This window comes from Nonomuraea rubra (assembly GCF_014207985.1).
Taxonomy (GTDB): domain Bacteria; phylum Actinomycetota; class Actinomycetes; order Streptosporangiales; family Streptosporangiaceae; genus Nonomuraea; species Nonomuraea rubra.
Genome location: NZ_JACHMI010000001.1, coordinates 8,287,963 through 8,311,532, shown reverse-complemented (window position 1 = coordinate 8,311,532; position 23,570 = coordinate 8,287,963). Strand labels below are relative to the sequence as shown.

The following is a 23,570-nucleotide window of genomic DNA, read 5'->3' as shown; positions in this document are numbered from 1 at the left end:
CGGTCCCCCGGGCCGCCGGATGGGCCCCGGGTTGTCGGTCGGGACCACTAAAGTCAGATGCCACAACCCACCGAGACCGGGAGGCGCCGCTCCATGTCGTCCAGCGACTCGTTCGTGCACCTGCATGTACATACGGAATACTCCATGCTGGACGGGGCGGCCCGCCTCAAGCAGATGTTCAAGCAGGTCGGTGACCTGGGGATGCCCGCGATCGCGATCACCGACCACGGCAACATGCACGGCGCCTACGACTTCTACAAGCAGGCCACGGCCGCCGACATCAAGCCGATCATCGGCATCGAGGCGTACGTCGCGCCGGAGTCGCGGCACAACAAGAAGCCGGTGCTGTGGGGCGAGCCGCACCAGAAGCGCGACGACGTCTCGGCGGGTGGTTACTACACCCACATGACGATCTGGGCGCGCAACAAGACGGGCCTGCACAACCTGATGCGGCTGTCCTCGCGCGCCTACACCGAGGGCTTCGTGCGCAAGTGGGCGCGCATGGACGCCGACATCCTGGCCGAGCACGCCGACGGCCTGATCGCCACCACGGGCTGCCCGTCGGGCGAGGTGCAGACGAGGCTGCGGCTCGGCCAGTACGACGAGGCGCTGAAGGCCGCCGCGAAATTTCAGGACATCTTCGGCAAGGAAAACTTCTTCCTGGAGATCATGGACCACGGCCTCGACATCGAGCGCCGCGTCCGCGACGGCCTGACCAGGATCAGCAAAGAGCTGAACATCCCGCCCCTGGTGACCAACGACTCGCACTACACCTACGAGTCCGACGCCTCCTCCCACGACGCCCTCCTGTGCATCCAGACGGGCAAGCAGCTCTCCGACCCCGACCGCTTCCGCTTCGACGGCTCCGGCTACTACATCAAGAGCGCCGACGAGATGCGCGCGGTCGACTCCTCCGACCTGTGGGCCGAGGGCTGCCGCAACACCCTGCTGGTGGCCGAGCGGGTCGACGCGACCGGGTTCTTCGAGTTCAAGAACCTCATGCCGACCTACCCGGTCCCCGACGGCATGACGGAGAGCGCGTTCTTCCGCCAGACCGTCTGGGAGGGCATGGACCGGCGCTGGCCCGAGGGCTACGACGAGGAGCACCGCCGGCAGGCCGAGTACGAGATCGGGATCATCGAGCAGATGGGCTTCCCGAGCTACTTCCTCGTGGTCGCCGACTTCATCATGTGGGCCAAGGAGAACGGCATCCCGGTCGGCCCCGGCCGTGGCTCGGCGGCCGGCTCGCTGGTCGCGTACGCGATGGGCATCACCGACCTCGACCCGCTCCCGCACGGCCTGATCTTCGAGCGGTTCCTCAACCCCGAGCGCGTCTCCATGCCCGACGTCGACATCGACTTCGACGAGCGCAGGCGCGGCGACGTGATTCGCTACGTGACCGAGAAGTGGGGCGCCGACAAGGTCGCCATGATCGCCACGTTCGGCACCATCAAGGCCAAGGCCGCCATCAAGGACGCGGGCCGCGTCCTGGGCTACCCGTACGCGCTGGGCGACCGCGTCTCCAAGGCGTTCCCGCCCGCCGTGATGGGCAAGGACATCCCGCTGGCGGGCATCTTCGACAAGGACCACCCGCGCTACGCCGAGGCGGGCGAGCTGCGCCGCCTGTACGAGGAAGACGTCGACGTCAAGGCGACGATGGACCTCGGCAAGGGCCTGGAGGGCCTGATCAGGCAGACCGGCGTGCACGCCGCCGGCGTGATCATGTCCGCCGAGGTGCTGACCGACCACATCCCGATCATGCGCCGCGACTCCGACGGCGCGATCATCACGCAGTTCGACTACCCGACCTGCGAGACGCTCGGCCTGCTGAAGATGGACTTCCTGGGCCTGCGCAACCTCACCATCATGGACGACTGCCTCAAGATGATCGAGGCGACCACGGGTGAGAAGGTCGACCTGCTCTCGCTGCCGCTGGACGACCGCAAGTCGTACGAGCTGCTGGCCAGGGGCGACACGCTGGGCGTGTTCCAGCTCGACGGCGGCGGCATGCGCTCGCTGCTGCGCCTGATGCGCCCCGACAACTTCGAGGACATCTCCGCCGCCCTCGCGCTCTACCGTCCCGGCCCGATGGGCGCCAACTCCCACACCAACTACGCCCTGCGCAAGAACGGCCAGCAGGACATCACGCCGATCCACCCGGCGCTGGAGGAGCCGCTCAAGGACATCCTCGACACGACCTACGGCCTGATCATCTATCAGGAGCAGGTCATGGCCATCGCCCAGAAGGTGGCCGGCTTCACGCTCGGCGCCGCCGACCTGCTGCGCCGCGCGATGGGCAAGAAGAAGAAGGCGGAGCTGGACAAGCAGTACGCCGGCTTCGAGAAGGGCATGCTGGACAACGGCTTCCCCGCCGAGGCCATCAAGGCGCTGTGGGACATCCTGCTGCCGTTCTCCGACTACGCCTTCAACAAGGCCCACACCGCCGCCTACGGCCTCATCGCTTACTGGACCGCCTACCTCAAGGCCAACTACCCGGCCGCCTACATGGCCGCGCTGCTGTCGTCGGTCAAGGACGACAAGGACAAGTCGGCCCTCTACCTCAACGAGTGCCGCCGCATGGGCATCAAGGTGTTCCCGCCGGACGTCAACGACTCCGACTTCGACTTCACCCCGCGTGGCACCGACATCCGCTTCGGCCTGTCGGCCGTCCGCAACGTCGGCGGCAACGTCGTCGACGGCATCATCTCCGCGCGCAAGGAGAAGGGCCGCTTCGCCGACTTCAAGGACTTCCTGCGCAAGGTGCCGGCCATCGTCTGCAACAAGCGCGTGATCGAGTCGCTGATCAAGGCGGGCGCGTTCGACTCGCTGGGGCACGTGCGCAAGGGCCTGGTCATGGTGCACGAGCAGGCGGTAGACGCGATCATCGACATCAAGAAGAACGAGGCCATCGGCCAGGACTCCCTGTTCGGCGCGATCGACGGCGGCGAGGACCAGACCTTCGACGTGCAGATCCCGGTGGGCGAGTGGGACAAGAACACGCTGCTGCAGTTCGAGCGGGAGATGCTCGGCCTGTACGTGTCGGACCACCCGCTGTTCGGCGTCGAGCACATCCTGGCCGCCGGGGCCGACTGCTCGGTCGCCGCCGTCCAGGACGAGAGCCGGAGCGACGGCCAGGTCGTGACCGTGGGGGGCATCCTGAGCGGGGTGCAGCGCAAGGTCACCAAGAAGGGCGACACCTGGGTGCTGACCCAGCTGGAGGACCTCGCGGGCTCCATCGAGGTGATGATCTTCCCGTCGGCGTACCAGCTCTGCTCGACGTTGCTGGCCGAGGACGCGATCGTGTTCGTCAAGGGGCGGATCGACAAGCGGGAGGACGTCGCCAAGATCATCGCGATGGAGGTGACGGCGCCCGACCTCACCGTGGAGGCCGGCGGCCCGCTGCTGGTGAGCCTGCCGCTGACCCGCTGCACGCCGCCGGTGGTGGGGCGGCTGAAGGAGATCCTCACCACCCATCCGGGCACGTCCGAGGTGCATCTGCAGGTGCACAACGGGCCCAAGACGACGGTGATGCGGGTGGACGACCGGCTGCGGGTCACGCCGTCCCCGGCGCTGATGGGCGACCTGAAGCAGCTCCTCGGCCCGGCCTGCCTGGGCGCCTGACCCCCGTTCCCCGGCGGGGCGGCCGTGGGGCAGGATCGCAGGCGTGAGCGAACTGCATTTCCTGACCGCGACCGAGCTGGCCCGGCTGATCAGGGCCCGGCAGGTGAGCGCCGTGGAGGTACTCCAGGCCCACCTCGACCGGATCGAACAGGTCAACCCGCACGTCAACGCCATCGTCACCCTCGTCGCCGAGCGGGCCATGGAGGCGGCGCGGGCGGCCGACGCGGCCCTCTCGTCGGAGGGGGCCGCCGGGCCGCTGCACGGCGTGCCGGTCGCCCACAAGGACCTCGTCGACACCGCCGGCATCAGGACCACGTACGGCTCGCCGCTGTTCGCCGACCACGTGCCCGAGCGGGACGACCTGATCGTCCAGCGGCTGCGTGCGGCCGGCGCCGTCACCGTGGGCAAGACCAACACCCCCGAGTTCGGCACCGGCTCCCACACCGTCAACGAGGTGTTCGGCGCCACCAGGAACCCCTACGACCTGTCCAAGTCAGCCGGAGGCAGCAGCGGGGGAGCGGCGGTCGCGCTGGCGACCGGGATGGTGCCGCTGGCCGACGGCTCCGACATGGGCGGGTCCCTGCGCAACCCCGCCTCGTTCTGCAACGTCGTCGGCCTGCGCCCCACGCCCGGCCGGGTGCCCGACATCTCCGACGTCAACGCCTGGTACACGCTGAGCGTCTCCGGGCCCATGGCCAGGACGGTCGAGGACGTGACGCTGATGCTCGGGGTCGTCGCCGGGTTCGACCGGCGCTCGCCGTACTCGATCAAGGAGGTGTTCGCGCCCGAGCCCGAGCAGGGGGTGGCGGGGCTGCGCGTGGCGTGGAGCCCCGACCTGGGCGGGCTGCCCGTCGACCCGCGGACGGCGGCGGTCACCGCGACCGCGCCCGGGGTGTTCGAGCGGCTCGGGGCGCGCGTGGAGCAGGTCGAGCTGGACCTGAGTGACGCCGAGGACGCGTTCAGGACCTACCGGGCGTGGAACTACCTGCTCGTCCACGGCGACAAGAGCGGGCTCGGCCCCAACACCGCCTGGAACGTCGAGCAGGGCCGCAAGGTCACGGGCGCCGACCTGGCCAGGGCCGAGACGGCGCGCAGCCGCCTCTACCAGCGCATGGCCGCCTTCTTCGACACCTACGACGTGCTGATCGCGCCCGTCAGTCAGGTGCCGCCGTTCCCGGTCGAGCACCCGCACGTCAGCGAGATCAACGGCCAGAAGCTGCCCGACTACCTGGCGTGGATGCGCTCGGCGTACTGGATCAGCGTGCTGCACGCGCCGGCCGCCTCCGTGCCCGCCGGGTTCACCGGGGACGGGCTGCCGGTGGGCGTGCAGATCGTGGGCAGGCCGTTCGAGGACGCCAGGGTGCTCCGGGTGGCGCGGGCCTTCGAGCAGGCCACCGGCCACGGCCTGCGCCGCCCCGTGCTCTAGCCCTGCCCGATCCCGCCGTACGGCTGCCTGAGAGGCGACTCGCGGTAGCCGTGCATGCCCTCCAGCAGCCCGAAGAACCCCACGGCCAGCAGCGGCCAGGACACCAGCACCCCCTGGGCGGTCAGCCTCAGCGCGCCCGGGACGATCTTCACTCCGGTCACGCTGGGGGCCGCCTCCACCACGACGGCCCCCAGCGTGAACGTGGACCCCGTCCACCACGTCAGGAACGCCGCCAGCACGCCACCCGCGCACAACCCGAGCAGCACCGGCAGCATCCACCGCCGCGCCGAGAACCAGGCCACTCCGCCGCACAGCAGCCCCAGCCCGCCCGTGATCACCGCGAACCAGCCGTCGGCCGCGATCAGCGCCTGCGTGGTCGGATCGGCCAGCACCGTGCCCTGGTCGGTCACCTGGTACGGCGCCCGCGGTGTCAGGCCTGACCAGAGCAGTCCGGCGGCGACCCCGAGAGCGGCGAGTGTGAGGACAGTTACCGCAAAAGCGCGTACTTCCCTCGTCACGCCACTCCCCCTCACATGTACGTCCGAATCAGCTCGATGGTATCCCCCGGCTAGGCTCACTCCGTGATTGCAGAAGAGGTCTGGCAGATTGAACCCTCCGGCCCGCTCCGGGGAGACGTCGAAGTACGCGGTTCGAAGAACGGCGTGTCCAAGCACATGGTCGCGGCCATGATGGGCAACGGCGAGAGCAGCATCCACAACGCCCCCGAGGTGGGCGAGGTGGGCATCACCGCCGAGATGCTGCGGGCGCTCGGCATCCACGTCGAGATCTCCCGCACCGAGATCAGGATCGAGAAGGGCGCGGAGATCGAGCCCCGGGTCCCCGACGCGTTCACCGGGCTGAACCGCATCCCGATCCTCATGCTCGGCCCCCTGCTGCACCTGGCGGGGGAGGCGTTCGTGCCGCTGGTCGGCGGCGACCCGATCGGGCGGCGGCCGGTGAACTTCCACGTGGACGCCCTGCGCGCGATGGGGGCCGAGGTGCAGGTGGGCGACGCCGGCATCTACGCCAAGGCCAAACGGCTCAACGGCACCCGGATCGAGCTGCCGTACCCGAGCGTGGGCGCCACGGAGACGGTGCTGATGTCGGCGGTGCTGGCCGACGGCAAGACCGTGCTGAAGAACGCGGCCACCGAGCCGGAAGTGGTGGAGCTGGCGCTGTTCCTGCAGCGGATGGGAGCCAGGATCGAGCTGTCGCCCGACCGCAGGATCGTCATCGAGGGCGTCGAACGGCTGCGCGGCGCCCAGACCTGGCTGACCGGCGACCGCATCGAGGCGTTCTCGTACCTGGCGGCGGGCCTGGTCACCCAGGGCGAGGTCCGCGTGCACGGCTGCCCCCAGGACCGCCTGGTCACCGCGATCACCACGCTGGCCAGGATGGGCGCCCAGTTCGACATCAACGACGAGTACCTGTGCGCCACCGCGCCCCCCGAGGGCCTGCGCGCGGCGGCCGTGCAGACCGACACCCACCCCGGGTTCATGACCGACTGGCAGACGCCGCTGATGGTGCTGTTCACGCAGAGCCAGGGCATGTCGGTGCTGCACGAGACGGTCTTCGAGAACCGCCTGGTGTACGTGCCCGCGCTGCAGAAGATGGGCTGCGAGATCGAGGTGTTCGACCAGTGCCTCGGCGGGCCCGCCTGCCGCTACCACGACACCAACGCCCGCCACTCGGCCGTCGTGCGCGGCGTGTCCAGGCTCAAGGGCGCCGACGTGACGCTGCCCGACATCAGGGCCGGGTTCTCGGCGGTGCTGGCCGCGGCGGTGGCCGACGGGCCGTCCACGCTGCGCGGCGTCCACCACATCGAGCGCGGCTACCACCGGCCGTTCGAGCAGTTCGTGTCGCTCGGTCTGAACATCACACGCCAACGGTAAAGAGGCCGGAAGCGGGCGTTTGCCACTGATCGGGACGTCGCACATCATCTGACGTGACCGTACTCAGATCCGTCGGGGCGCTCGGCCTGGCGGGGGCGCTCGGCGGGGTGCTGGCGGCCGCGCTGGCCGCTCCGCTGGTGGGCGGGGGCGGCCTGGCGGCGATGAGCGTCACGAACACCTTCGTGGACCTGCCGCCCGCCCCGCGCGAGGAGCCGCTCGCCCAGGTGACCAGGCTGCTGGACAAGGACGGGCGGCCGTTCGCCCAGTTCTACGAGGCCAACAGGACGGCCGTCCGGCTCGGCGCGGTCGCGCCCGTGATGCGCAGGGCCATCGTGGCGATCGAGGACGCCCGCTTCTACGAGCACGGCGGCCTCGACGTCAGGGGCACGCTCCGGGCACTGCTCACCAACACCCAGGCAGGCGGCATCCGGCAGGGCGGCTCGTCCCTGACCCAGCAGCTCGTCAAGAACATCCTGGTGGAGAGCGCGCGCAGCGACGCGGAACGCGACAGGGCCCGCGCCCCCAACCTGGCCCGCAAGATCACCGAGCTGCGGCTGGCGCTGGCGCTGGAGAAGAAGTACCGCAAGGACGAGATCCTGGAGCGGTACCTGAACATCGCCTACTTCGGCGCGGGCGCGCACGGGGTGGAGGCCGCGGCCAGGCGGTTCTTCTCCACCTCCGCCTCCCGGCTGACGCTCACCCAGGCGGCCACGCTGGCGGGGGCGGTGCGCATGCCGTACTCGACGGATCCCTCGCTCGGGCAGGAGCACAGGGAGCGCCTGAAGATGCGGCGCGACCTCGTGCTCGACCGCATGGCGGGGCTCAAGCAGATCACCCAGCAGGAGGCGGCGAGCGGCAAGGCGGCGCCGCTCGGCATCCGGCTGCGGCCCGAGCCCGGCGGCTGCGCCCAGAGCGAGTACCCGTTCTACTGCATGTACGTGCAGCGCGAGCTCCTGTCGAACCCCGTCTTCGGCAACACCGAGCGCGAACGGCAGCGCAGGATGGCCAGGGGCGGCCTGACGATCAGGACCAGCCTCGACCCGATCGCGCAGCGCGCCGCCGAGCGGGCCATCCGCGAGCACGTCTCGCCGGAGGACACCGAGGTGGCCGCCGAGGCCATGGTGGAGCCGCGTACCGGGCGGATCAGGGCGATGGCCGCCAGCAAACGCTTCGGCCGCAACCCCGGCAACCGCAAGAATGGCCCCAAGACCACCTTCAACCTGCCGGCCGACGTGGCGCACGGCGGCGGGCAGGGATTCCAGGCCGGCTCCACGTTCAAGGTGTTCACCCTGGCCACCGCGCTGCAGCAGGGGTGGCGCTTCGGCGACGGCTTCCAGACGCCGGGGTCGCTGGTGCCGGGGCAGGGCTACCGCGACTGCTCGGGCAAGCCCGTCAACGACCCGAACACCCGCGTGCTGAACGCCAGCGGCGAGGGCGAGGGCGGGCCGCACAGCATCGAGACCGGCACCTGGAAGTCGGTGAACATCTTCTACATGATGCTGGAGCGCAAGGTCGGGCTCTGCAACGTCGTGCGCATGGCCAGGACGCTCGGCGCCACCAGGGCGGACGGGGAGCCGCTGAAGGAGGTGCCGACGTTCACGCTGGGGGTCAACGAGATGGACCCGGTGACGGTCGCGGCGTCCTTCGCGGCGTTCGCGGCGCGGGGGCAGTACTGCCGGCCGCTGGCCATCGTGGAGATCGTCGGCAGGGACGGGCGGCGCACCCACGTGCCGCCGTCCTGCGAGCAGGTCATCGAACGGCCCATCGCGGACGCGGTCAACCACGTGCTGGAGGGCGTGTTCGACAAGGGCACGATGAAGGGGCAGAGCATCGGGCGGCCCGCCGCGGGGAAGACGGGCACCAACAACGGCTACACCTCCGCCTGGTTCGCCGGCTACACGCCGCACCTGGCGGCGGCGGTCAGCGTGGGGGACATCCGGGGGTCCTACCGGTTCCCGCTGCAGGGGGTGCAGATCGGGGACCGGTACTACGGGTCGGTGCAGGGGGCGTCGCTGCCGGGGCCGATCTGGGTGGAGTCGATGGGGGCGGCGCTGCGGCGTACGGAGCCGCGCGGGTTCGCCGGGCCCGACATGTCACGCTTCGGGGGCGGGCACACGCCGGGGCTGGAGGAGGCGCTGGCCGAGGAGGAGCGCAAGAAGCGGGGGAACAACCCGTTCGGGCGGCGGGCCCGGCGGCTGTTCGAGTGGCTGCTCGGGCAGAGCCCCGGGCCGTCTGTGGAGTGGCCGCCGCCGCGCGAGCGCGAGCGCCCGGACCGGCTGCTCCGCCGCCTGCCCCCGGACCGCCCCCTGCTGGAACGGCCCCGCCGCGGCCCGGCCGACGGGGCGCCCGAGGGGCGGCGTTACGGGCGCAGGCCGTGAGGCGCGGCGGCGGCCATCCGGACTGCCAGGTGTCAGCCGGTCTTGCCGATGGGGGCCGTGACGGCGCGGGTGAGCGTGATGAGGTTGTCGGGGGCCGTCTCGATCTGGAGCCCGCGCTTGCCCGCCGAGAAGTAGATCGTCTCGAAGTCGAGCGCCGACGAGTCCACCACGGTGGGCAGCTGCTTGCGCTGCCCCAGCGGGCTGATCCCGCCGACGACGTACCCCGTCACCCGTTCGACCTTGGCGGCGTCGGCCATCGCGGCCCGCTTGCTGTTGAGCGCGCTCGCCAGCGCCTTGAGGTCGAGCTTGCCCGCCACCGGCACCACCGCCACCGCCAGCCCGCTCTCGACCTCGGCGACGAGCGTCTTGAAGATCCGCTCGTACGGCACGCCGAGCGCGTCGGCGGCCTCCTCGCCGTACGCCTGGGCGGCGGCGTCATGCTCGTACGGGTGCAGCGTGAACTCCGCCTTGGCCTTGGCCAGGGCCATGGTGGCAGGAGTGCCCCCTGTCTTGGTTTTGCGAGACATGGTTGATGACCCTAGCGCGGCGCCGCCGTTGGACACGCGGGGCTTCCCCTCTGCGATACTCGTCGAAAAGGTTTGCCGGCAAACCCACAGAGGAAGCGATGCCTACGGACGGCCCGACCGTCGACCAGGGAGTGCGGGAGATGCTCCTGCTGATGCCGCGGCTGGTCGCGCGTGCCAAGCGCATGCCGGTCCCCGAGCAGCTGCGCGACTTCGCGCTCACCCCCCGCCACCTGTCCCTGCTCGCCCTCCTGCTGTACGACGGCCCCGCCACGGTGAAGACGCTGGCCGGGAGGCTGGAGATCGCGTCCACGACGGTCAGCCTGATGGTCGGTGACCTGAGCCGGCAGGGGATCCTCGTACGGACCGAGGACGAGCGCGACCGCCGGCGCACGATCGTGAGCATCGGCGACGGGCACCGCGACGCGATCGAGGGCTGGCTGGCCGCGGGCGCGGACGCGTGGCGGACCGCGCTGGAGCCGCTGGCCCCGCGCGAGCGGCAGCTGGTCATCGACGCGCTGCGCACGTACGAGCGCGAGACGATGAAGCGCACCGGGCAGCCCGACTGACCCTTCCGTCGCCCGCGGGGCGTTGACAGGCACCACTATGCCTCTTTAGGTTTGGTTTCAAATGTTATTTGATTTCAAACCCAACAGGAGTAGTCGCATGCCCGTGTACGACCTCGACCACGTCACCCTCGGCGTACGTCACCTCTACGAGAGCGCGGAGCGGCTGCGCCGCGAGACCGGGCTGCGCAGCCACGAGGGAGGATGGCTGGCGGTCATGCCCACCGCCCACCGCGTCATCCCGCTGCCGGGCGACGCCTTCATCAACGTCGAGTCCGTGATCGACCACCACGCCGAGCTGCCCCCGGAGATCGGCGCGTTCCGCACCTGGTTCGAGGAGACCACCCGCCGGGGCGACCACTGGATGACGTGGAACCTCCGGGCCCGCAGCTACGCGGACCTCGAGGACGTGGCCCGCCGCTTCGGCGGCGAGGTCGTGACGGCCCCGGGCGCCCTGCGGCCGGACGGGACGTCCTCGACCACGGTCATGGCGCCCGGCAACGCCGCGCTGACCTGGGCCCGCGGGCTCCCCAACTGGTACTACCACGAGGACCTGGACCAGCACCCGGCACGCCGGGCGCCGATGGCGCACGAACGGCCCCTGCTCGCGGTCGCCTGGCTCGAACTCGGCGGCGACCCCGACGAGGTGGAGGACCACCTCGGCCCCGAGACGTTCCAGGCCCTGCCCCTGCGCTTCGTCGGCGGGACGCCGGGCCTGCGGGGGCTCGGCCTCACCACCGAGGACGGGGCCGAGATCGCCATCCGCGCCGCCTCGGGCGCGGCCGGCCTCGCCGAACTGGCCGCACGGTAGCCGGGACGGCCGGAGAAGGAGGCATGGCGTGGCCTGGCTCCGCTCGTTCTGGTCAGGGCTGCCCGCCGAGGGGCGGTGGCTGCTCGCCGTCGTCGCCGCGCAGACGCTCGGCCGGGGCCTGACACTGCCCTTCACGATCATCTACCTGCGCGAGGTGCGGGGGTTCGACCTCGGGGTGGCCGGTGCGCTGATGGCGCTCGTGGCGGTCGCGGGGTTCGCCGCCACCGTCCCGACCGGCCGGCTGGTGGATCGGTACGGCGCCCGCGGCGTCCTGCTCGGCGGCCAGGGCGCGATGGCGGCCGGCTGCGCGCTGCTGGCGTTCGCCGCCGGCCCCTGGACGGCGGGGGCGGCGCTCACCCTGATCGGCCTGACGTTCGGGGCGGCGCTCCCGGCGTTCAACACGATGATCGCCGCCGTCGCGGACGGGGACGTGCGGCAGCGCTTCTTCGGCGTGCACTTCGCCCTCATGAACCTGGGCATCGGCGCGGGAGGCGTCGCCGGCGGGCTGTTCGTCGACGTCGAGGCGCCCGCCACGTTCGCCGCGGTCTACCTCGCCGAGGCCGCGACCGCGCTGGTCGCGATGGCCGTGCTCCTGTTGCCGCTGCGGCGGCTGCGAGGGCGGGCCGGGCGGGGAGCGGCGCCGGGGGCCGGGCGGGACCCGGCGCCGGGGCCCAGGGAGGCCGGGTACCGCGCCGTTCTCCGGCAGCCCGCCGCGCGGAGGCTCGCCGCCGTCACCTTCATCGGCGTTCTCGCGGGTCACGGGCAGTTCCAGGTGGGGATCCCGAGTTTCGCGCGGGAGGTCGCCGGCGTCTCCACCGGGGCGATCGGCCTGGCGTTCGCGGTCAACACCGTGATGATCGTCGTCCTGCAACTGCCGGTGCTGTCGGCCATCGGCGGACGTCGCCGGACGCGGGCCATGCTGGTGATGGGCGGCGCCTGGGCCGGTGCGTGGGTGCTGCTCGGCCTCTCGGCGCTGGGGGCGGGCGACCTGCCGCCGGGTGCGGGGCCGGGTGCAGGGGCCGCCGTTGCCACCGCTGGGCTGCTGGCGTTCATGGCGGTGTTCGCCTTCGGTGAGACCCTGCTGCAGCCGACGGTTCCCGCGGTCACCAACGACCTGGCGACCGACCACGACCGGGGCCGGTACAACGCGGTCAACGCGGCGGCGTTCAACGGCGGCGCCATCGCCGCGCCCGCGGTCGCCGGCCTGCTCCTCGGCCTCGACCTGGGCGCCTGGTACGTGGGGCTGATGGCCGCCGGCTGCCTGGCGCTCTGCGGCCTGGCGCTCGCCCTGGAACGGGTGCTCCCGCCGGAGGCCAACGGCGTGCCCGCCACCGCCGCGCCTGGCGCCCGCTAGGCCGGCGCCGGACCGCCGTTGCGCCGCTGCTGCGATCTGGCGGGGTCAGGGCGTCGGGCGGAGGCGGCCGGGTGTGTAGCCGAAGGCACGCCTGAACACGTCGATGAACGCGCTCGCCGACGCCCACCCGCACCGGTGCGCCACGGCCGTCACCGGGCTGCCGTCGGCGAGCAGGAGGAGGGCGTGGTGGAGGCGGAGCTGGGTGCGCCACTGGGGGAATGTCATGCCCAGCTCGGCCCGGAAGAGGCGGGCCAGCGTGCGGTCGCTGGTCCCGGCCCTGGCGGCGAACCGGGCCAGGGTGCTGTTGTCGGCGGGGTCGCGGTGCAGGGCGGCGCAGACGGCGGCCAGGCGCGGGTCCCTGGCGGTGGGCAGGTGGAGCGGCTGCTCGGGGGCGTGCCTGAGCTGGTCGAGCAGCACCGCCAGCAGCCGCTCCCGCTCGTCGTCGCTTCGGCCGTCGGGAGGGTCGCCGGTGTAGGTGATGATCAGTTCGCGGAGCAGCGGGCCGACCGCCAGGACCGCGGGGCGGCCGAGCCCGAGCGGGTTCTCCGTGAGGCCGACCAGGCGCAGGTCCGTGTCGCCGTGCGCGCGGTGCTCGTGGACGGTCCCGGCGGGCACCCACAGGGCCCGGTTCGCGGGGGCCACCCAGGTGCCGGCATCGGTGGTGACGGAGATGACGCCGCGGCAGGCGTACGCGATCTGGTGGGTGTCGTGACGGTGGGCGTCGATGCCCGCGCCCGGCGCGAGGGGACGGCGGCCGGTGGGCGCCTCGGACAGATGGCGGATTTCCATCATGGATTGGCATTTTATCGGAAGCGAGCCATCCGCCCCCGGGAAAGGATCGGAGGCGTGAACAGGATCCCCATGCTCGCCGCCGGTCACGCCACCGTGGACTTCTACCAGGGCGCGGTCCCCGCCCTCGTGCCGTTCCTGGTGGCCGGGCGCGGATACGGGTACGTCGCCGTCTCCGGCATCGTGCTGGCCGCCACGCTGCTGTCGTCCATCGTGCAGCCGCTCTTCGGCGTGCTGACGGACAGGTGGCGCATGCCGTGGCTGATCCCGGCGAGCATGATCCTGGCGGGAACGGGGGTGGCCATCTGCGGCGTGTCCGACTCGTACGTGCTGACCTGGCTGGCCGCGGCCCTGTCCGGGCTCGGGGTGGCCGCCTACCATCCGGAGTCCGCGCGCCTGGCCAGGATCGCCAGCGAGGGCAGCCACGTACGGATGAGCTGGTTCTCCACGGGCGGGACGCTGGGCTTCGCGTCGGCGCCCGTGCTGGTGACGCCGCTGCTGGCGGGGTGGGGCCTGGGCGCCTCGCCGTTCCTCGTGCTGCCCGCCGTGCTGGGCGCGATCGTGACGCTGCCGGCGATCAGGGCGCTGGCCGGGGGCACCAGGGCGGCGCGGGCCGCCGGGACCGTGTCCGGCCGGGACGACTGGCCGTCGTTCGCCCGGCTCACGCTGGTGATCGTCTTCCGCTCGGTGGTGTACGTCGGCCTGAGCGCCTTCGTGGCCCTCTACATGGGCGGCGGGGCGGCCGGGGCGGTGGCGCTGTTCGTGCTGTTCGCGGGCGGGGCGGTGGGCACCGTGGTGGGCGGCAGGATGGCGGCGCGCCTGGGCAGGGTGCGGACGATGCGGCTGGCGTACGCGCTGGCCGTGCCCGCCGTCGCCGGTGTGGTGCTGGTGCCGGGCCCGGCCGCGTACGTGTTCGTCGCCGCCTCCTCCATCGCCCTGTACGCCCCGTTCTCCCTGCACGTGACGCTCGGCCAGGACTTCCTGCCGACCAGGGTGGGCACGGCCGGCGGCGTCACCCTGGGGCTGGCGGTCAGCGTGGGCGGCCTGGCCAGCCCGCTGGTGGGCGCGGTGGCCGAGGCGTCCTCGCTGCGTACGGCGCTGGCGTGCCTGATCGTGTTCCCCGTGCTCGCGCTGCTCATGGCCCGCACGATCAGGGAACCCGCCCCGGCGGCCGCCTGACCGCTAACCGGCGGCCGGGAGCCGCAGGACGCTGGTGTTGTCGCGCTGCGTCGGGTCCAGCCGGGTGGAGGTGACGCGCGCCACGAGAGGCAGCCGGTCCGGCGCGTCGCGGGCCACGCGGACGCGCGCGTGCAGCCGTACCGGCCTGCCCGGATGGATGGTGCCGATCGTGCAGGCGGCCTCGCGCTCGGCGCTCTTGCACGTGGCGCCGCTGATCGAGGCCAGGGCCGTGCCGGACGGCAGGGTGAGCGTGACGGGCACCTGGGCGGCGGCCATCAGCCCGCGCATGGTGACGGTCGCCGTCACCGTGGCGGTGCCGCCGCGCCTGACCGGCCGCCCGGGGCCCGACAGGCTGACGGACAGCGCGTCGTACGTCCCGCGCGGGTCGGCCCGCTTGACGATCGCGCCGTAGCCTTCGAGGTTGATCGCGTTGGCGACCGAGTTGCCCTCGGACTCGCCGTCCTCCTTGCCCGCCGACAGCACGCCGACCAGGTCGCCGGTGCCCTTGACCACCCACGGCCCGCCGCTGTGCCCCTTGAACAGGTGGCAGTTGACCGTCTCCAGCCGCCCCGCCTTCGACGCGGTGCCCGCCGCCGTGCGGGCGGCGCGCATGGTGTCGTGCGCCGTGTCGTGCATGGTATCCGCGTGGGCGATCCCGAGCGCCTGCCTGGTCCTGGCCAGGCACCAGAGCTGGTCCCTGCCGTCGTACGGCTTCCTGCCGAGCAGGCCGGGGTAGCCGGTGGTGGCGATCGTGTGCCTGCCGCCGTGGTTGAGGAGCGGGGTGAAGGCGCCCACGGCGTCCTGAAGGGTGCCGTCGCGCCGGCCGACCTCGATGAGGGCGATGTCGTAGATCGAGTTCCAGTCGCCGCCGGGCGTCCCGGTGTAGCCGTCGGGCTTCCACGCCCGCCGCCCGCCCCAGCGCCCGTACGGCTCGCGCTGCCGGACGGTGGCCCCCCGGCCGTCGTAGGCGGGCACGAACGCGAAGCTGGTGTGCCAGCGGCCGGTGGCCGAGCCCGCCGGGACGCCGTACACGCAGTGGGCGGCGGTGACGACGAGCAGCCTGGAGGCCGAGCGGACCACCGAGGCGCTGCAGGAGTCACCGTTGCCCGCCGCGTTGACGAAGAACAGGCGGCCGGTGATCCGGCTGGCCGGCGCGCCCGTGTACGGGCGGTGCACCCGGGCGTACCCGTTGCTGTCGCCGCCGGGCGTGATGCGTTTGCCCGAGGGCACGCTCAGCCGCCGTTCCGCGGCCCCGCCGCTGTCGTCGGCGTCCTCGCTCGCCTCCGCCCCCGAGCCCGTGGCGGTTTCCGCACCCGTGGTCGGCACGCTGGTCGGCAGGTCGGCGGCCTTGGCCCTGGCCTGCTTGTCCGCGGTCCAGTACCGCACCGCGCGGCCGGGCCGCATCAGCGGCGACGCCACCGCCCCCCACGAGTGGTCGTGCTGGGCGGCCCGCACGGTCCGGCCATCGGACGGCGTCTGTACGGCGGGCGCGGCGGGCGGCTGGTCGGCCGCCGCGGGCAGCGCGATCGTGCCGCCGGCCAGCGTGGTCAGTGTGGTCAGCGTGGTGACGAGAGTTCTCTGCACCGTGTCCCCCGAACGGTTCGATGACCTTGTGATCACTTTAAGTCACCATAAGGTGACGAAGTGTTGTCCGGGGGTGTGTGTCGGGTAAATCAGCCCGCGGCGGCGTCCCCCTGCCCGCGCGGCAACTCGGCCGTGGTCGCCTCGTGCGGCTCGCGATCGGGCCGCAGCCCCCGCCAGGACGGATGCCGCAGCCGCCCGTCGCCGGTGACCTCGGCGTACTGCACCTCACCGACCACCCGGGGCTCCACCCAGCGCGCGTCGCGGGCGTGCTCGCGCGGCACCACCTCGTCGAACGGCGGCTCGGCCCGCTCCAGGGGCGCCAGCCGCTCCCGCAGGTCGCGCAGCACGGCCTCGGTGAAGCCGGTGCCGACGTGGCCGACGTACAGCAGCCGGCCGCGCGGGTCGTACGCGCCGAGCAGCAGCGACCCGATCATCCCCGACCGCCGCCCGCTGCCGGGTTTCCAGCCGCCGATGACGACCTCGACCGCGCTGACGTTCTTGACCTTGGTCCACTCGCCGCTGCGCCGCCCGGGCCGGTACGGCGAGCTCGTCCGCTTGCACACCACCCCTTCGAGCCCGAGCTGCCGCGAGGAGTCGAAGGCCCGCGAGGCGTGGTCGGCGAACCAGACGGGCACCTGCCACCGGTACCCGGGCCGCAACGTGCCCTCCAGCAGCTCGCGCCGGCCGGTGTACGGCCGCGAGACCGTGCTCGCGTCGTCGAGGTGCAGGATGTCGAACGCCATGTACGTCACCGGCACCGCCCTGGTCAGCTCCGCCACGGCCGCCGGGTTGCGCTGGTGCATCCGGGGCTGCAGCGCCTCGAAGCTGGGCCGTCCGGCCTCGTCGAAGGCCACCACCTCGCCGTCGAGCACGGCCGCGTGCCCGCCGGTGGCGCCGGCCATGAGCTGCAGCTCGGGGTAGGCGGCGGTGATGTCCTTGCCGTTGCGCGACATCAGGCGGACGGCGCCGTCCTCGACGTAGGCGAGGGCGCGCACGCCGTCCCACTTCATCTCCACGGCCCAGTCGTCACCCTGAACGGAGGTCAGCGTCCCGAGCTGGGCCAGCATCGGGGCGTAGGCCGGCAGCCGCACCATGGTGCATGCCGTACCCCGTCCGCTTGATCGACAGTGGTGGACAGGGGTCTACAGATGGTCAAGTGGCCTGTCTTCCACCAGTTCGGCCAGGTCCACGCCGTGCTCGCCGAGATCGGCGACCGTGGCGCAGTACCCGCGCAGGTAGGTGCGGCCGTTGACGTGGTGGGAGACACGCAGCAGCGGGCGATCGTCCATGATGATCGCCTCCACGAGGATGCCGCCGGGGCCGCGCCACTGTCCCATGCCGGTAAGGGTATGTGCCCCGACATAATGGACAGGTAATGAAAGCGCCCGTCACGGGAAGGCCGGGCCCGGTTCGGGGGCGTCGTCCGGCCAGGTGCGCCGCAGGCGCAGCACGGCGGCGGGTGCGTCGGGCGATTTCACGAACGCGTCCTTCAGCGGGAAGCACAGGTAGCCGCTCGTCGTCCAGACGTGGTGGCCGCCGAGGTCGAAGCAGCGGGCGCCGCTCTCGTCGTGCTCGGGGAAGCCGGTCATGGCGAGGTAGAGGAGGCCGGTGTAGACGCCGCCGATGCCGTAGACGTCGATCCGGCCGCGCTCGCCCGGCTCGACGAGCAGGTGGGAGTGGACGGTGTCGGAGCTGGGCCACGGGCTGGTGTTGCCCACGCCGTGCGTGTAGCTGCCGGTGAACCGGCCGTGCCCGGGCACGGCGATGTCGACCGTGCCGCCGACCGCCCACCCGCCGGACGCGGTGACGGCCTTGCGGATCTCGCTGCCGACGGAGTAGCGCAGCCGCGCGCCGCCCTCGACGACGGCGGTGGCGGCCCGCCACGGGTAGCGGGCCGCCAGGCAGCCGCCGAACGCCAGGTGCCCGGCATAGCGGGAGATGAGCTCCTCGAAATGGTCGAGCACGAGCCTGGCGGTGGCGTGACCGGTACGGTGGTCGATGATCGTGATGCCGCGCTCCCGCTCGGCGTCGTCGAAGCACTCGGGGCAGACCTGCTTCACCTCGGCCCACTGCTCCTCGCACGGCTCCACCCCGGGGACCGTCTTCCACTGCGCGCCGCGCGGCACGCCGGCGGCGGCGACGTGCGCGGGGATCGTGTATCCCGGGTCGATCCCCGGGCGGACGAGCGGGATGCCGGCCACCGCGTCGGACTCCACGTCCTCGACCTGGTGCAGGGCGGCGGCGTGCCGGCGGGAGGTGCAGACCGCCACGCCCCGGTGGTGTGTGCCCGCGCCGGTGCTGTTGTGGTGCATGAGACGGCCCCTCTACGATTCGTTCCCTGCCGTAAAGGCGACGTAACGTTATTTTCTGGTTACACTAAGTTTTTCTTGGCTTGAAGCGTTAGAAGCCGCGCGTCCCGGGCAGAGGTGACCCCCTGAGCCTTTCCCTGCCGTGGCCGTGCCCCCGTGACGGCCACGGCTCCCGCCCCGGCAGGCCCGGTCCGGGGTGTCGGAGGCCGCGGGGCGCGCGTCGGCGAGCGCCCGCCCCGCGGCCTTCCTGCTGTACGGAGGCCGACATGTCCGGATCGTGGACAGAACCAGATTCAGGGCCCGGACTCCGTAGACTGTCAGGGTGATTTCCCGTATTGACATGCGCGGTTCTCTGCCCGAGGACCTGCGCGACGTGCTGCCCCACGCCGAGCTCGACGTCGAGGCCGCCCTGGAGAAGGTGCGGCCCATCTGCGACGACGTGCGCCATCGCGGGGCGGCAGCCGTACGGGAGCTGACCGCCAGGTTCGACGGTGTCGACATCGCCTCCGCCCGCGTGCCCGCCGAGGCCCTGGAAAGGGCGCTCGCCGAGCTCGGCCCCAAGGTCAGGGCGGCGCTGGAGGAGTCGATCAGGCGGACCAGGCTGGTCCACCGCGACCAGCGGCGCACCGACGTCACCACGCAGGTCGTGGCCGGCGGCACGGTGACCGAGCGGTGGGTGCCGGTCGACCGCGTGGGCCTCTACGTCCCCGGCGGCCGCGCGGTCTACCCCTCCAGCGTGGTGATGAACGTGGTGCCCGCGCAGGAGGCGGGCGTCGGCTCGCTGGCCGTGGCCAGCCCGGCGCAGAAGGAGTTCGGCGGGCTGCCGCACCCCACGATCCTGGCCGCGTGCGCGCTGCTCGGCGTCGACGAGGTCTACTCCGTGGGCGGGGCGCAGGCCGTGGCCATGTTCGCGTACGGCACCGAGGACTGCGCGCCGGTCACCATGGTCACCGGCCCCGGCAACATCTACGTGGCGGCCGCCAAGCGGCTGCTCAAGGGCCTCATCGGCATCGACTCCGAGGCGGGCCCGACCGAGATCGCCATCCTGGCCGACGAGACGGCCGACCCGGTCCACGTCGCCGCCGACCTGATCAGCCAGGCCGAGCACGACACGATCGCCGCCGCCGTGCTCGTCACGACCAGCGCCGAGCTGGCCGACGCCGTCGAGAAGGAGCTGCCGGGCCAGGTCTCGGCCACCAAGCACTCCGAGCGCATCACCGAGGCGCTGAGCGGCAAGCAGTCGGGCATCGTGCTGGTCGGCTCGATCGACGACGGCCTCAAGGTCGTCGACGCCTACGGCGCCGAGCACCTGGAGATCCACACCGCCGACGCGGCGGCCGTCGCGGCCCGGGTGCGCAACGCGGGCGCGATCTTCGTGGGCACGTACGCGCCGGTCTCGCTCGGCGACTACCTCGCCGGCTCCAACCACGTGCTGCCCACGGGCGGCTGCGCCTGCCACTCCAGCGGCCTGTCGGTGCAGTCGTTCCTGCGCGGCATCCACGTCGTCGACTACAGCCGCGAGGCGCTGGCCGGCGCGGCGGCCCACGTGTCGGTCCTGGCCGACGCCGAAGACCTGCCCGCACACGGCGCGGCGATCCGCGCCCGATTCGACTGGCGAGTGCCCGAGTGAACCTCGACGACCTGCCCATCCGCGAAGACCTGAGGGGCAAGACGCCGTACGGCGCGCCCCAGATCGACGTCCCGGTCCGGCTCAACACCAACGAGAACCCCTACCCGCCCTCGCCCGCGCTGGTGGCCGACCTGGCCAGGGCGATCGGGGAGCAGGCGGGCGAGCTCAACCGCTACCCCGACAGGGACGCCGTCGAGCTGCGCGCCGAGCTGGCCGCCTACCTCGGCCACGGGCTGACGACCGAGCAGGTGTGGGCCGCCAACGGCTCCAACGAGGTGCTCCAGCAGATCCTCCAGGCGTTCGGCGGCCACGGCCGCACCGCCATGGGGTTCGAGCCGTCCTACTCCATGCACCCGATCATCACCAGCGGCACCAGCACGGAGTGGGTCAAGGCCAGCCGCGAGGAGGACTTCTCGCTCGACCCGGGCAAGGCCGTGGCCGCGGTCGAGGAGCACCGCCCCGACATCGTCTTCATCACCTCCCCGAACAACCCGACCGGCACCGCGCAGCCCCTCGGCACGATCGAGGCGATCGCCTCGGCGGCGCCCGGCATCGTCGTGGTGGACGAGGCCTACGCCGAGTTCGCCCGCGAGGGCACGCCGTCGGCGCTGACCCTGCTGCCCGCGCACCCGAGGATGATCGTCACCCGTACGATGTCCAAGGCGTTCGCCATGGCGGGCACCCGGGTGGGTTACCTGGCCGCGCACCCCGCCGTGGTGCAGGCGCTGCTGCTGGTGCGGCTGCCGTACCACCTGTCGACGCTCACCCAGACGGCGGCGCGGGTGGCGCTGCGGCACCAGGAGGAGCTGCTCGGCAGCGTCGACGAGCTGCGGCGCGAGCGTGACGACACGGTGGCGTGGCTGCGGTCCAAGGGCCTGGCGGTGGCCGACTCCGACGCCAATTTCGTGCTGTTCGGGCGTTTCCCCGAGCGCCGCTCGGTGTGGGAGGGGATGCTGGAGCGCGGCGTGCTCATCCGCGAGGTGGGCCCGCCGGAGTGGCTGCGTGTCTCGATCGGCACCAGCGAGGAGATGGCGGCCTTCCGCGCCGCCCTGGAAGGAGTGCTTTGAGCCGCGTAGGTCGCATCGAGCGTGTCACCAAGGAGACCTCGGTCCTGGTCGAGGTGAACCTCGACGGCACCGGCCAGGTCGAGGTGGCCACCGGGGTCGGGTTCTACGACCACATGCTGGCCCAGCTCGGCAAGCACGGGCTGTTCGACCTGACCGTCAAGACCGAGGGCGACCTGCACATCGACTCGCACCACACGATCGAGGACACCGCGCTCGCGCTGGGTGCGGCGTTCCGCGAGGCGCTGGGCGACAAGTCGGGCATCAGGCGGTTCGGTAGCGCGTCGTGCCCGCTGGACGAGTCGCTCGCCCAGGTCACCGTCGATCTGTCCGGCCGCCCGTACCTCGTGCACCACGAGCCCGAGGGCATGGCGCCGATGATCGGCCCCGAGTACGACACGACGATGACCCGCCACATCCTGGAGTCGTTCGTCGCGCAGGCGGCCATCTGCCTGCACGTGCACGTGCCGTACGGCCGCAACGCCCACCACATCGTCGAGGCCCAGTTCAAGGCGCTGGCCAGGGCGCTGCGCGAGGCGTCCGAGCTCGACCCCCGGGCCACGGGGGTGCCCAGCACCAAGGGCGTGCTATGACTGACAACGTCCTGGCCATCGTGATGGTCTTCCTTGGACTGTTTCTGATCGGTGGCGTGTTCTCCCTGGGCAAGCAGGGGCTCAAGATCGGTGCGGCCGTCTGCGCGCTCGGCGCGGCGATGGCGATCACGGCGGGGGTGCTGTGGTGGTGAGCAAGAAGAACGTCGTGGTGCTCGACTACGGCTCGGGCAACCTGCGCTCGGCCGAGCGTGCCCTGTCCCGGGCAGGCGCCGAGGTGACGGTCACGCCCGACTTCGAGGCGGCGCTGGAGTGCGACGGGCTCGTCGTGCCGGGCGTGGGCGCGTTCGAGGCGTGCATGAAGGGGCTCAAGGCCGTGCGCGGCGACCAGATCGTCGGCCGCCGCCTGTCCGGCGGCCGTCCGGTGCTGGGCATCTGCGTCGGCATGCAGATCCTGTTCGCCAAGGGCGTCGAGCACGGCGTCGAGACCGAGGGCTGCGGCGAGTGGCCGGGCACGGTCGAGCGGCTGGAGGCGCCGGTGCTGCCCCACATGGGGTGGAACACCGTCAAGGCGCCCGCCGACAGCGTGCTGTTCGCCGGGCTCGACGCGGCCACCCGTTTCTACTTCGTGCACTCCTACGGCGTGCGCGAGTGGGTGCTGCGCACCGGCGACGGCTTCGCCGAGCCCGCCGTCACCTGGGCCGAGCACGGCGTGCCGTTCGTGGCCGCCGTGGAGAACGGCCCGCTCATGGCCACCCAGTTCCACCCCGAGAAGTCCGGCGACGCCGGAGCCCACCTCTTGCGGAACTGGCTGCGGACGCTGTGAGCCCGTCGTGAGCAAGGAACGCGCGCGCCGCAGGGCCGAACGGGAGGCCGAGCGGGCGCGCGCGATCCGGGCCAACGAGGAGCGGCAGGCCCGCCGGGCACGCCGCCGCGCCCTGCTCGGCCGCCTGACCCCGCGCCCGGTGCGGTTCTACCGCCAGGGCGGCCTGCTGGCCCGCCGCCACCGCGCCCAGAACGCGGTCGTGGCGCTCGGCTTCCTGCTCGTGCAGGTGATCGTCTGGCTGGTCTGGGGCTCGTTCCCGCTCAGCTTCGGCGCCTTCATCCTCTCCCTGCTGCTCGCACCCGTAGTCGTGACCCTCGCCTTCGACCGGAGGACCTGAATGTCGCTCGTATTGCTGCCCGCCGTGGACATCGTGAACGGCCAGGCCGTGCGCCTGACGCAGGGCGAGGCCGGGACGGAGACCGTCCACGGCACGCCCCAGGCCGCCGCGCTGGCCTGGCAGGAGGCGGGCGCCGAGTGGATCCACATGGTCGACCTGGACGCCGCGTTCGGCCGGGGCGGCAACCGCGAGCTGATCGCCGAGGTGATCGGCAAGCTGGACGTCGACGTGGAGCTGTCCGGCGGCATCCGCGACGACGAGTCGCTGGCCGCCGCGCTGGCCACCGGCTGCCGCCGGGTCAACATCGGCACCGCCGCGCTGGTGAACCCCGAGTGGTGCCGGAAGGTCATCGCCGAGTACGGCGACAGGATCGCGGTCGGCCTCGACGTGCGCGGCACCACCCTGGCCGCCCGCGGCTGGACCGAGGACGCCGGCGACCTGTGGGAGGTGCTCGACCGGCTGGAGTCCGACGGCTGCCCCCGCTACGTGGTCACCGACGTGACCAGAGACGGCATGATGCAGGGCCCCAACCTCGGCCTCTACCGTGAGATCTGCGCCCGTACCGACAGGCCCGTCATCGCCAGCGGCGGGGTTTCCAGCCTCGATGACCTGGTCGCACTCGCTTCTCTCGTCCCGGACGGAGTGGAGGGCGCGATCGTGGGCAGGGCCCTGTACTCTCACGCGTTCACGCTGGAAGACGCGCTTTCCGCGGTGCGCGTGTAACTCTTG

22 protein-coding genes are annotated in these 23,570 nt (G+C 72.1%); 15 read left to right on the top strand and 7 right to left on the bottom strand.

Annotated elements, in window-relative coordinates; all coding sequences use genetic code 11:
* Window positions 1-93: 93 nt before the first annotated feature.
* Window positions 94-3,621, top strand: a complete 3,528-nt coding sequence (gene dnaE, locus HD593_RS37730; protein WP_185106687.1) for a DNA polymerase III subunit alpha — start codon at window positions 94-96, stop codon at window positions 3,619-3,621.
* A gap of 43 nt (window positions 3,622-3,664) precedes the next feature.
* The gene (locus tag HD593_RS37725) at window positions 3,665-5,047 is read left to right on the top strand and encodes an amidase (protein ID WP_185106686.1); all 1,383 of its coding nucleotides are present in this window, start codon (window positions 3,665-3,667) and stop codon (window positions 5,045-5,047) included.
* On the opposite strand, the gene HD593_RS37720 is transcribed toward HD593_RS37725, so the two are convergent.
* Window positions 5,044-5,565 (bottom strand): hypothetical protein, encoded by a 522-nt coding sequence (locus HD593_RS37720; RefSeq protein ID WP_185106685.1) that lies wholly within the window; start codon window positions 5,563-5,565, stop codon window positions 5,044-5,046. The two genes, HD593_RS37725 and HD593_RS37720, sit on opposite strands and share 4 nt — an antisense overlap.
* Before the next feature lie 63 nt (window positions 5,566-5,628).
* Here HD593_RS37720 and murA point away from each other — a divergent pair, with 63 nt between their 5' ends.
* Together murA and HD593_RS37710 are read left to right on the top strand one after the other, a co-directional pair.
* The gene (murA, locus tag HD593_RS37715) at window positions 5,629-6,939 is read left to right on the top strand and encodes a UDP-N-acetylglucosamine 1-carboxyvinyltransferase (protein ID WP_312903986.1); all 1,311 of its coding nucleotides are present in this window, start codon (window positions 5,629-5,631) and stop codon (window positions 6,937-6,939) included.
* Window positions 6,940-6,992: 53 nt separating this feature from the next.
* A complete protein-coding gene (locus HD593_RS37710; protein ID WP_312903984.1) occupies window positions 6,993-9,317 on the top strand; it encodes a transglycosylase domain-containing protein in 2,325 nt (774 codons plus the stop codon).
* 32 nt (window positions 9,318-9,349) lie between these two features.
* Here HD593_RS37710 and ybaK read toward each other — a convergent pair whose 3' ends face one another.
* Complete coding sequence (gene ybaK / locus HD593_RS37705; protein ID WP_185106684.1) at window positions 9,350-9,844, bottom strand: Cys-tRNA(Pro) deacylase; 495 nt, start codon at window positions 9,842-9,844, stop codon at window positions 9,350-9,352.
* 98 nt (window positions 9,845-9,942) lie between these two features.
* Here ybaK and HD593_RS37700 point away from each other — a divergent pair, with 98 nt between their 5' ends.
* The 3 genes from HD593_RS37700 to HD593_RS37690 all read left to right on the top strand — a co-directional run bounded on the left by HD593_RS37700 (window position 9,943) and on the right by HD593_RS37690 (window position 12,572).
* Window positions 9,943-10,410, top strand: a complete 468-nt coding sequence (locus HD593_RS37700) for a MarR family transcriptional regulator (RefSeq protein WP_185106683.1) — start codon at window positions 9,943-9,945, stop codon at window positions 10,408-10,410.
* 97 nt (window positions 10,411-10,507) lie between these two features.
* Window positions 10,508-11,218: a VOC family protein gene (locus tag HD593_RS37695; protein ID WP_185106682.1), complete on the top strand. Its 711-nt coding sequence runs from the start codon at window positions 10,508-10,510 to the stop codon at window positions 11,216-11,218.
* A gap of 28 nt (window positions 11,219-11,246) precedes the next feature.
* On the top strand, window positions 11,247-12,572 hold the full coding sequence (locus HD593_RS37690; protein WP_185106681.1) for an MFS transporter: 1,326 nt from the start codon (window positions 11,247-11,249) through the stop codon (window positions 12,570-12,572).
* Window positions 12,573-12,617: 45 nt separating this feature from the next.
* On the opposite strand, the gene HD593_RS37685 is transcribed toward HD593_RS37690, so the two are convergent.
* Window positions 12,618-13,364, bottom strand: coding sequence for an AraC family transcriptional regulator (locus tag HD593_RS37685; protein WP_185106680.1), 747 nt, complete (start codon window positions 13,362-13,364; stop codon window positions 12,618-12,620).
* A gap of 54 nt (window positions 13,365-13,418) precedes the next feature.
* Here HD593_RS37685 and HD593_RS37680 point away from each other — a divergent pair, with 54 nt between their 5' ends.
* Complete coding sequence (locus HD593_RS37680) at window positions 13,419-14,540, top strand: MFS transporter (protein WP_312903982.1); 1,122 nt, start codon at window positions 13,419-13,421, stop codon at window positions 14,538-14,540.
* Between the two features lie 3 nt (window positions 14,541-14,543).
* Here the strand turns inward: HD593_RS37680 and HD593_RS37675 are convergent, their stop codons facing one another.
* From HD593_RS37675 to HD593_RS37660, 4 genes are all read right to left on the bottom strand, one after another.
* The gene (locus tag HD593_RS37675; RefSeq protein ID WP_185106679.1) at window positions 14,544-16,124 is read right to left on the bottom strand and encodes a trypsin-like serine peptidase; all 1,581 of its coding nucleotides are present in this window, start codon (window positions 16,122-16,124) and stop codon (window positions 14,544-14,546) included.
* An 89-nt stretch (window positions 16,125-16,213) separates the two neighbouring features.
* Window positions 16,214-17,218 carry a non-homologous end-joining DNA ligase gene (gene ligD / locus HD593_RS37670; RefSeq protein ID WP_185106678.1) on the bottom strand — a complete coding sequence of 335 codons (1,005 nt, stop codon included), beginning with the start codon at window positions 17,216-17,218 and terminating at the stop codon, window positions 16,214-16,216.
* Between the two features lie 48 nt (window positions 17,219-17,266).
* A complete protein-coding gene (locus tag HD593_RS37665; RefSeq protein WP_185106677.1) occupies window positions 17,267-17,461 on the bottom strand; it encodes a hypothetical protein in 195 nt (64 codons plus the stop codon).
* A gap of 51 nt (window positions 17,462-17,512) precedes the next feature.
* Entirely contained in the window at window positions 17,513-18,436 is a 924-nt protein-coding gene (locus tag HD593_RS37660; protein WP_185106676.1) for a hypothetical protein, read from the bottom strand.
* 319 nt (window positions 18,437-18,755) lie between these two features.
* Here HD593_RS37660 and hisD point away from each other — a divergent pair, with 319 nt between their 5' ends.
* Genes hisD through priA form a run of 7 tightly spaced genes read left to right on the top strand, consistent with a single transcriptional unit; the run spans window position 18,756 to window position 23,564 of the window.
* The gene (gene hisD / locus HD593_RS37655; protein WP_185106675.1) at window positions 18,756-20,063 is read left to right on the top strand and encodes a histidinol dehydrogenase; all 1,308 of its coding nucleotides are present in this window, start codon (window positions 18,756-18,758) and stop codon (window positions 20,061-20,063) included.
* Window positions 20,060-21,130 (top strand): histidinol-phosphate transaminase, encoded by a 1,071-nt coding sequence (locus HD593_RS37650; RefSeq protein WP_185106674.1) that lies wholly within the window; start codon window positions 20,060-20,062, stop codon window positions 21,128-21,130. Before hisD ends, HD593_RS37650 begins: the two co-directional genes overlap by 4 nt.
* Window positions 21,127-21,720 carry an imidazoleglycerol-phosphate dehydratase HisB gene (hisB, locus tag HD593_RS37645; protein WP_185106673.1) on the top strand — a complete coding sequence of 198 codons (594 nt, stop codon included), beginning with the start codon at window positions 21,127-21,129 and terminating at the stop codon, window positions 21,718-21,720. The genes HD593_RS37650 and hisB overlap by 4 nt, the downstream gene beginning before the upstream one ends.
* Entirely contained in the window at window positions 21,717-21,872 is a 156-nt protein-coding gene (locus HD593_RS37640; RefSeq protein WP_185106672.1) for a hypothetical protein, read from the top strand. The genes hisB and HD593_RS37640 overlap by 4 nt, the downstream gene beginning before the upstream one ends.
* On the top strand, window positions 21,866-22,504 hold the full coding sequence (gene hisH, locus HD593_RS37635) for an imidazole glycerol phosphate synthase subunit HisH (protein WP_312903980.1): 639 nt from the start codon (window positions 21,866-21,868) through the stop codon (window positions 22,502-22,504). Before HD593_RS37640 ends, hisH begins: the two co-directional genes overlap by 7 nt.
* A gap of 7 nt (window positions 22,505-22,511) precedes the next feature.
* Window positions 22,512-22,841 (top strand): hypothetical protein, encoded by a 330-nt coding sequence (locus HD593_RS37630; protein ID WP_185106670.1) that lies wholly within the window; start codon window positions 22,512-22,514, stop codon window positions 22,839-22,841.
* Window positions 22,842-23,564, top strand: a complete 723-nt coding sequence (priA, locus tag HD593_RS37625; RefSeq protein ID WP_185106669.1) for a bifunctional 1-(5-phosphoribosyl)-5-((5-phosphoribosylamino)methylideneamino)imidazole-4-carboxamide isomerase/phosphoribosylanthranilate isomerase PriA — start codon at window positions 22,842-22,844, stop codon at window positions 23,562-23,564. It begins immediately after the preceding gene.
* Window positions 23,565-23,570: the final 6 nt, after the last annotated feature.

Excerpts from the sequence above, each read along its gene's own strand:
- dnaE (WP_185106687.1), top strand. The coding sequence starts at position 94 with ATGTCGTCCAGCGACTCGTTCGTGCACCTGCATGTACATACGGAATAC.
- ybaK (WP_185106684.1), bottom strand. The coding sequence starts at position 9,844 with ATGTCTCGCAAAACCAAGACAGGGGGCACTCCTGCCACCATGGCCCTG.
- HD593_RS37700 (WP_185106683.1), top strand. The coding sequence starts at position 9,943 with ATGCCTACGGACGGCCCGACCGTCGACCAGGGAGTGCGGGAGATGCTC.
- HD593_RS37695 (WP_185106682.1), top strand. The coding sequence starts at position 10,508 with ATGCCCGTGTACGACCTCGACCACGTCACCCTCGGCGTACGTCACCTC.
- HD593_RS37685 (WP_185106680.1), bottom strand. The coding sequence starts at position 13,364 with ATGATGGAAATCCGCCATCTGTCCGAGGCGCCCACCGGCCGCCGTCCC.
- ligD (WP_185106678.1), bottom strand. The coding sequence starts at position 17,218 with ATGGTGCGGCTGCCGGCCTACGCCCCGATGCTGGCCCAGCTCGGGACG.
- HD593_RS37665 (WP_185106677.1), bottom strand. The coding sequence starts at position 17,461 with ATGGGACAGTGGCGCGGCCCCGGCGGCATCCTCGTGGAGGCGATCATC.
- HD593_RS37660 (WP_185106676.1), bottom strand. The coding sequence starts at position 18,436 with ATGCACCACAACAGCACCGGCGCGGGCACACACCACCGGGGCGTGGCG.
- HD593_RS37640 (WP_185106672.1), top strand. The coding sequence starts at position 21,717 with ATGACTGACAACGTCCTGGCCATCGTGATGGTCTTCCTTGGACTGTTT.
- priA (WP_185106669.1), top strand. The coding sequence starts at position 22,842 with ATGTCGCTCGTATTGCTGCCCGCCGTGGACATCGTGAACGGCCAGGCC.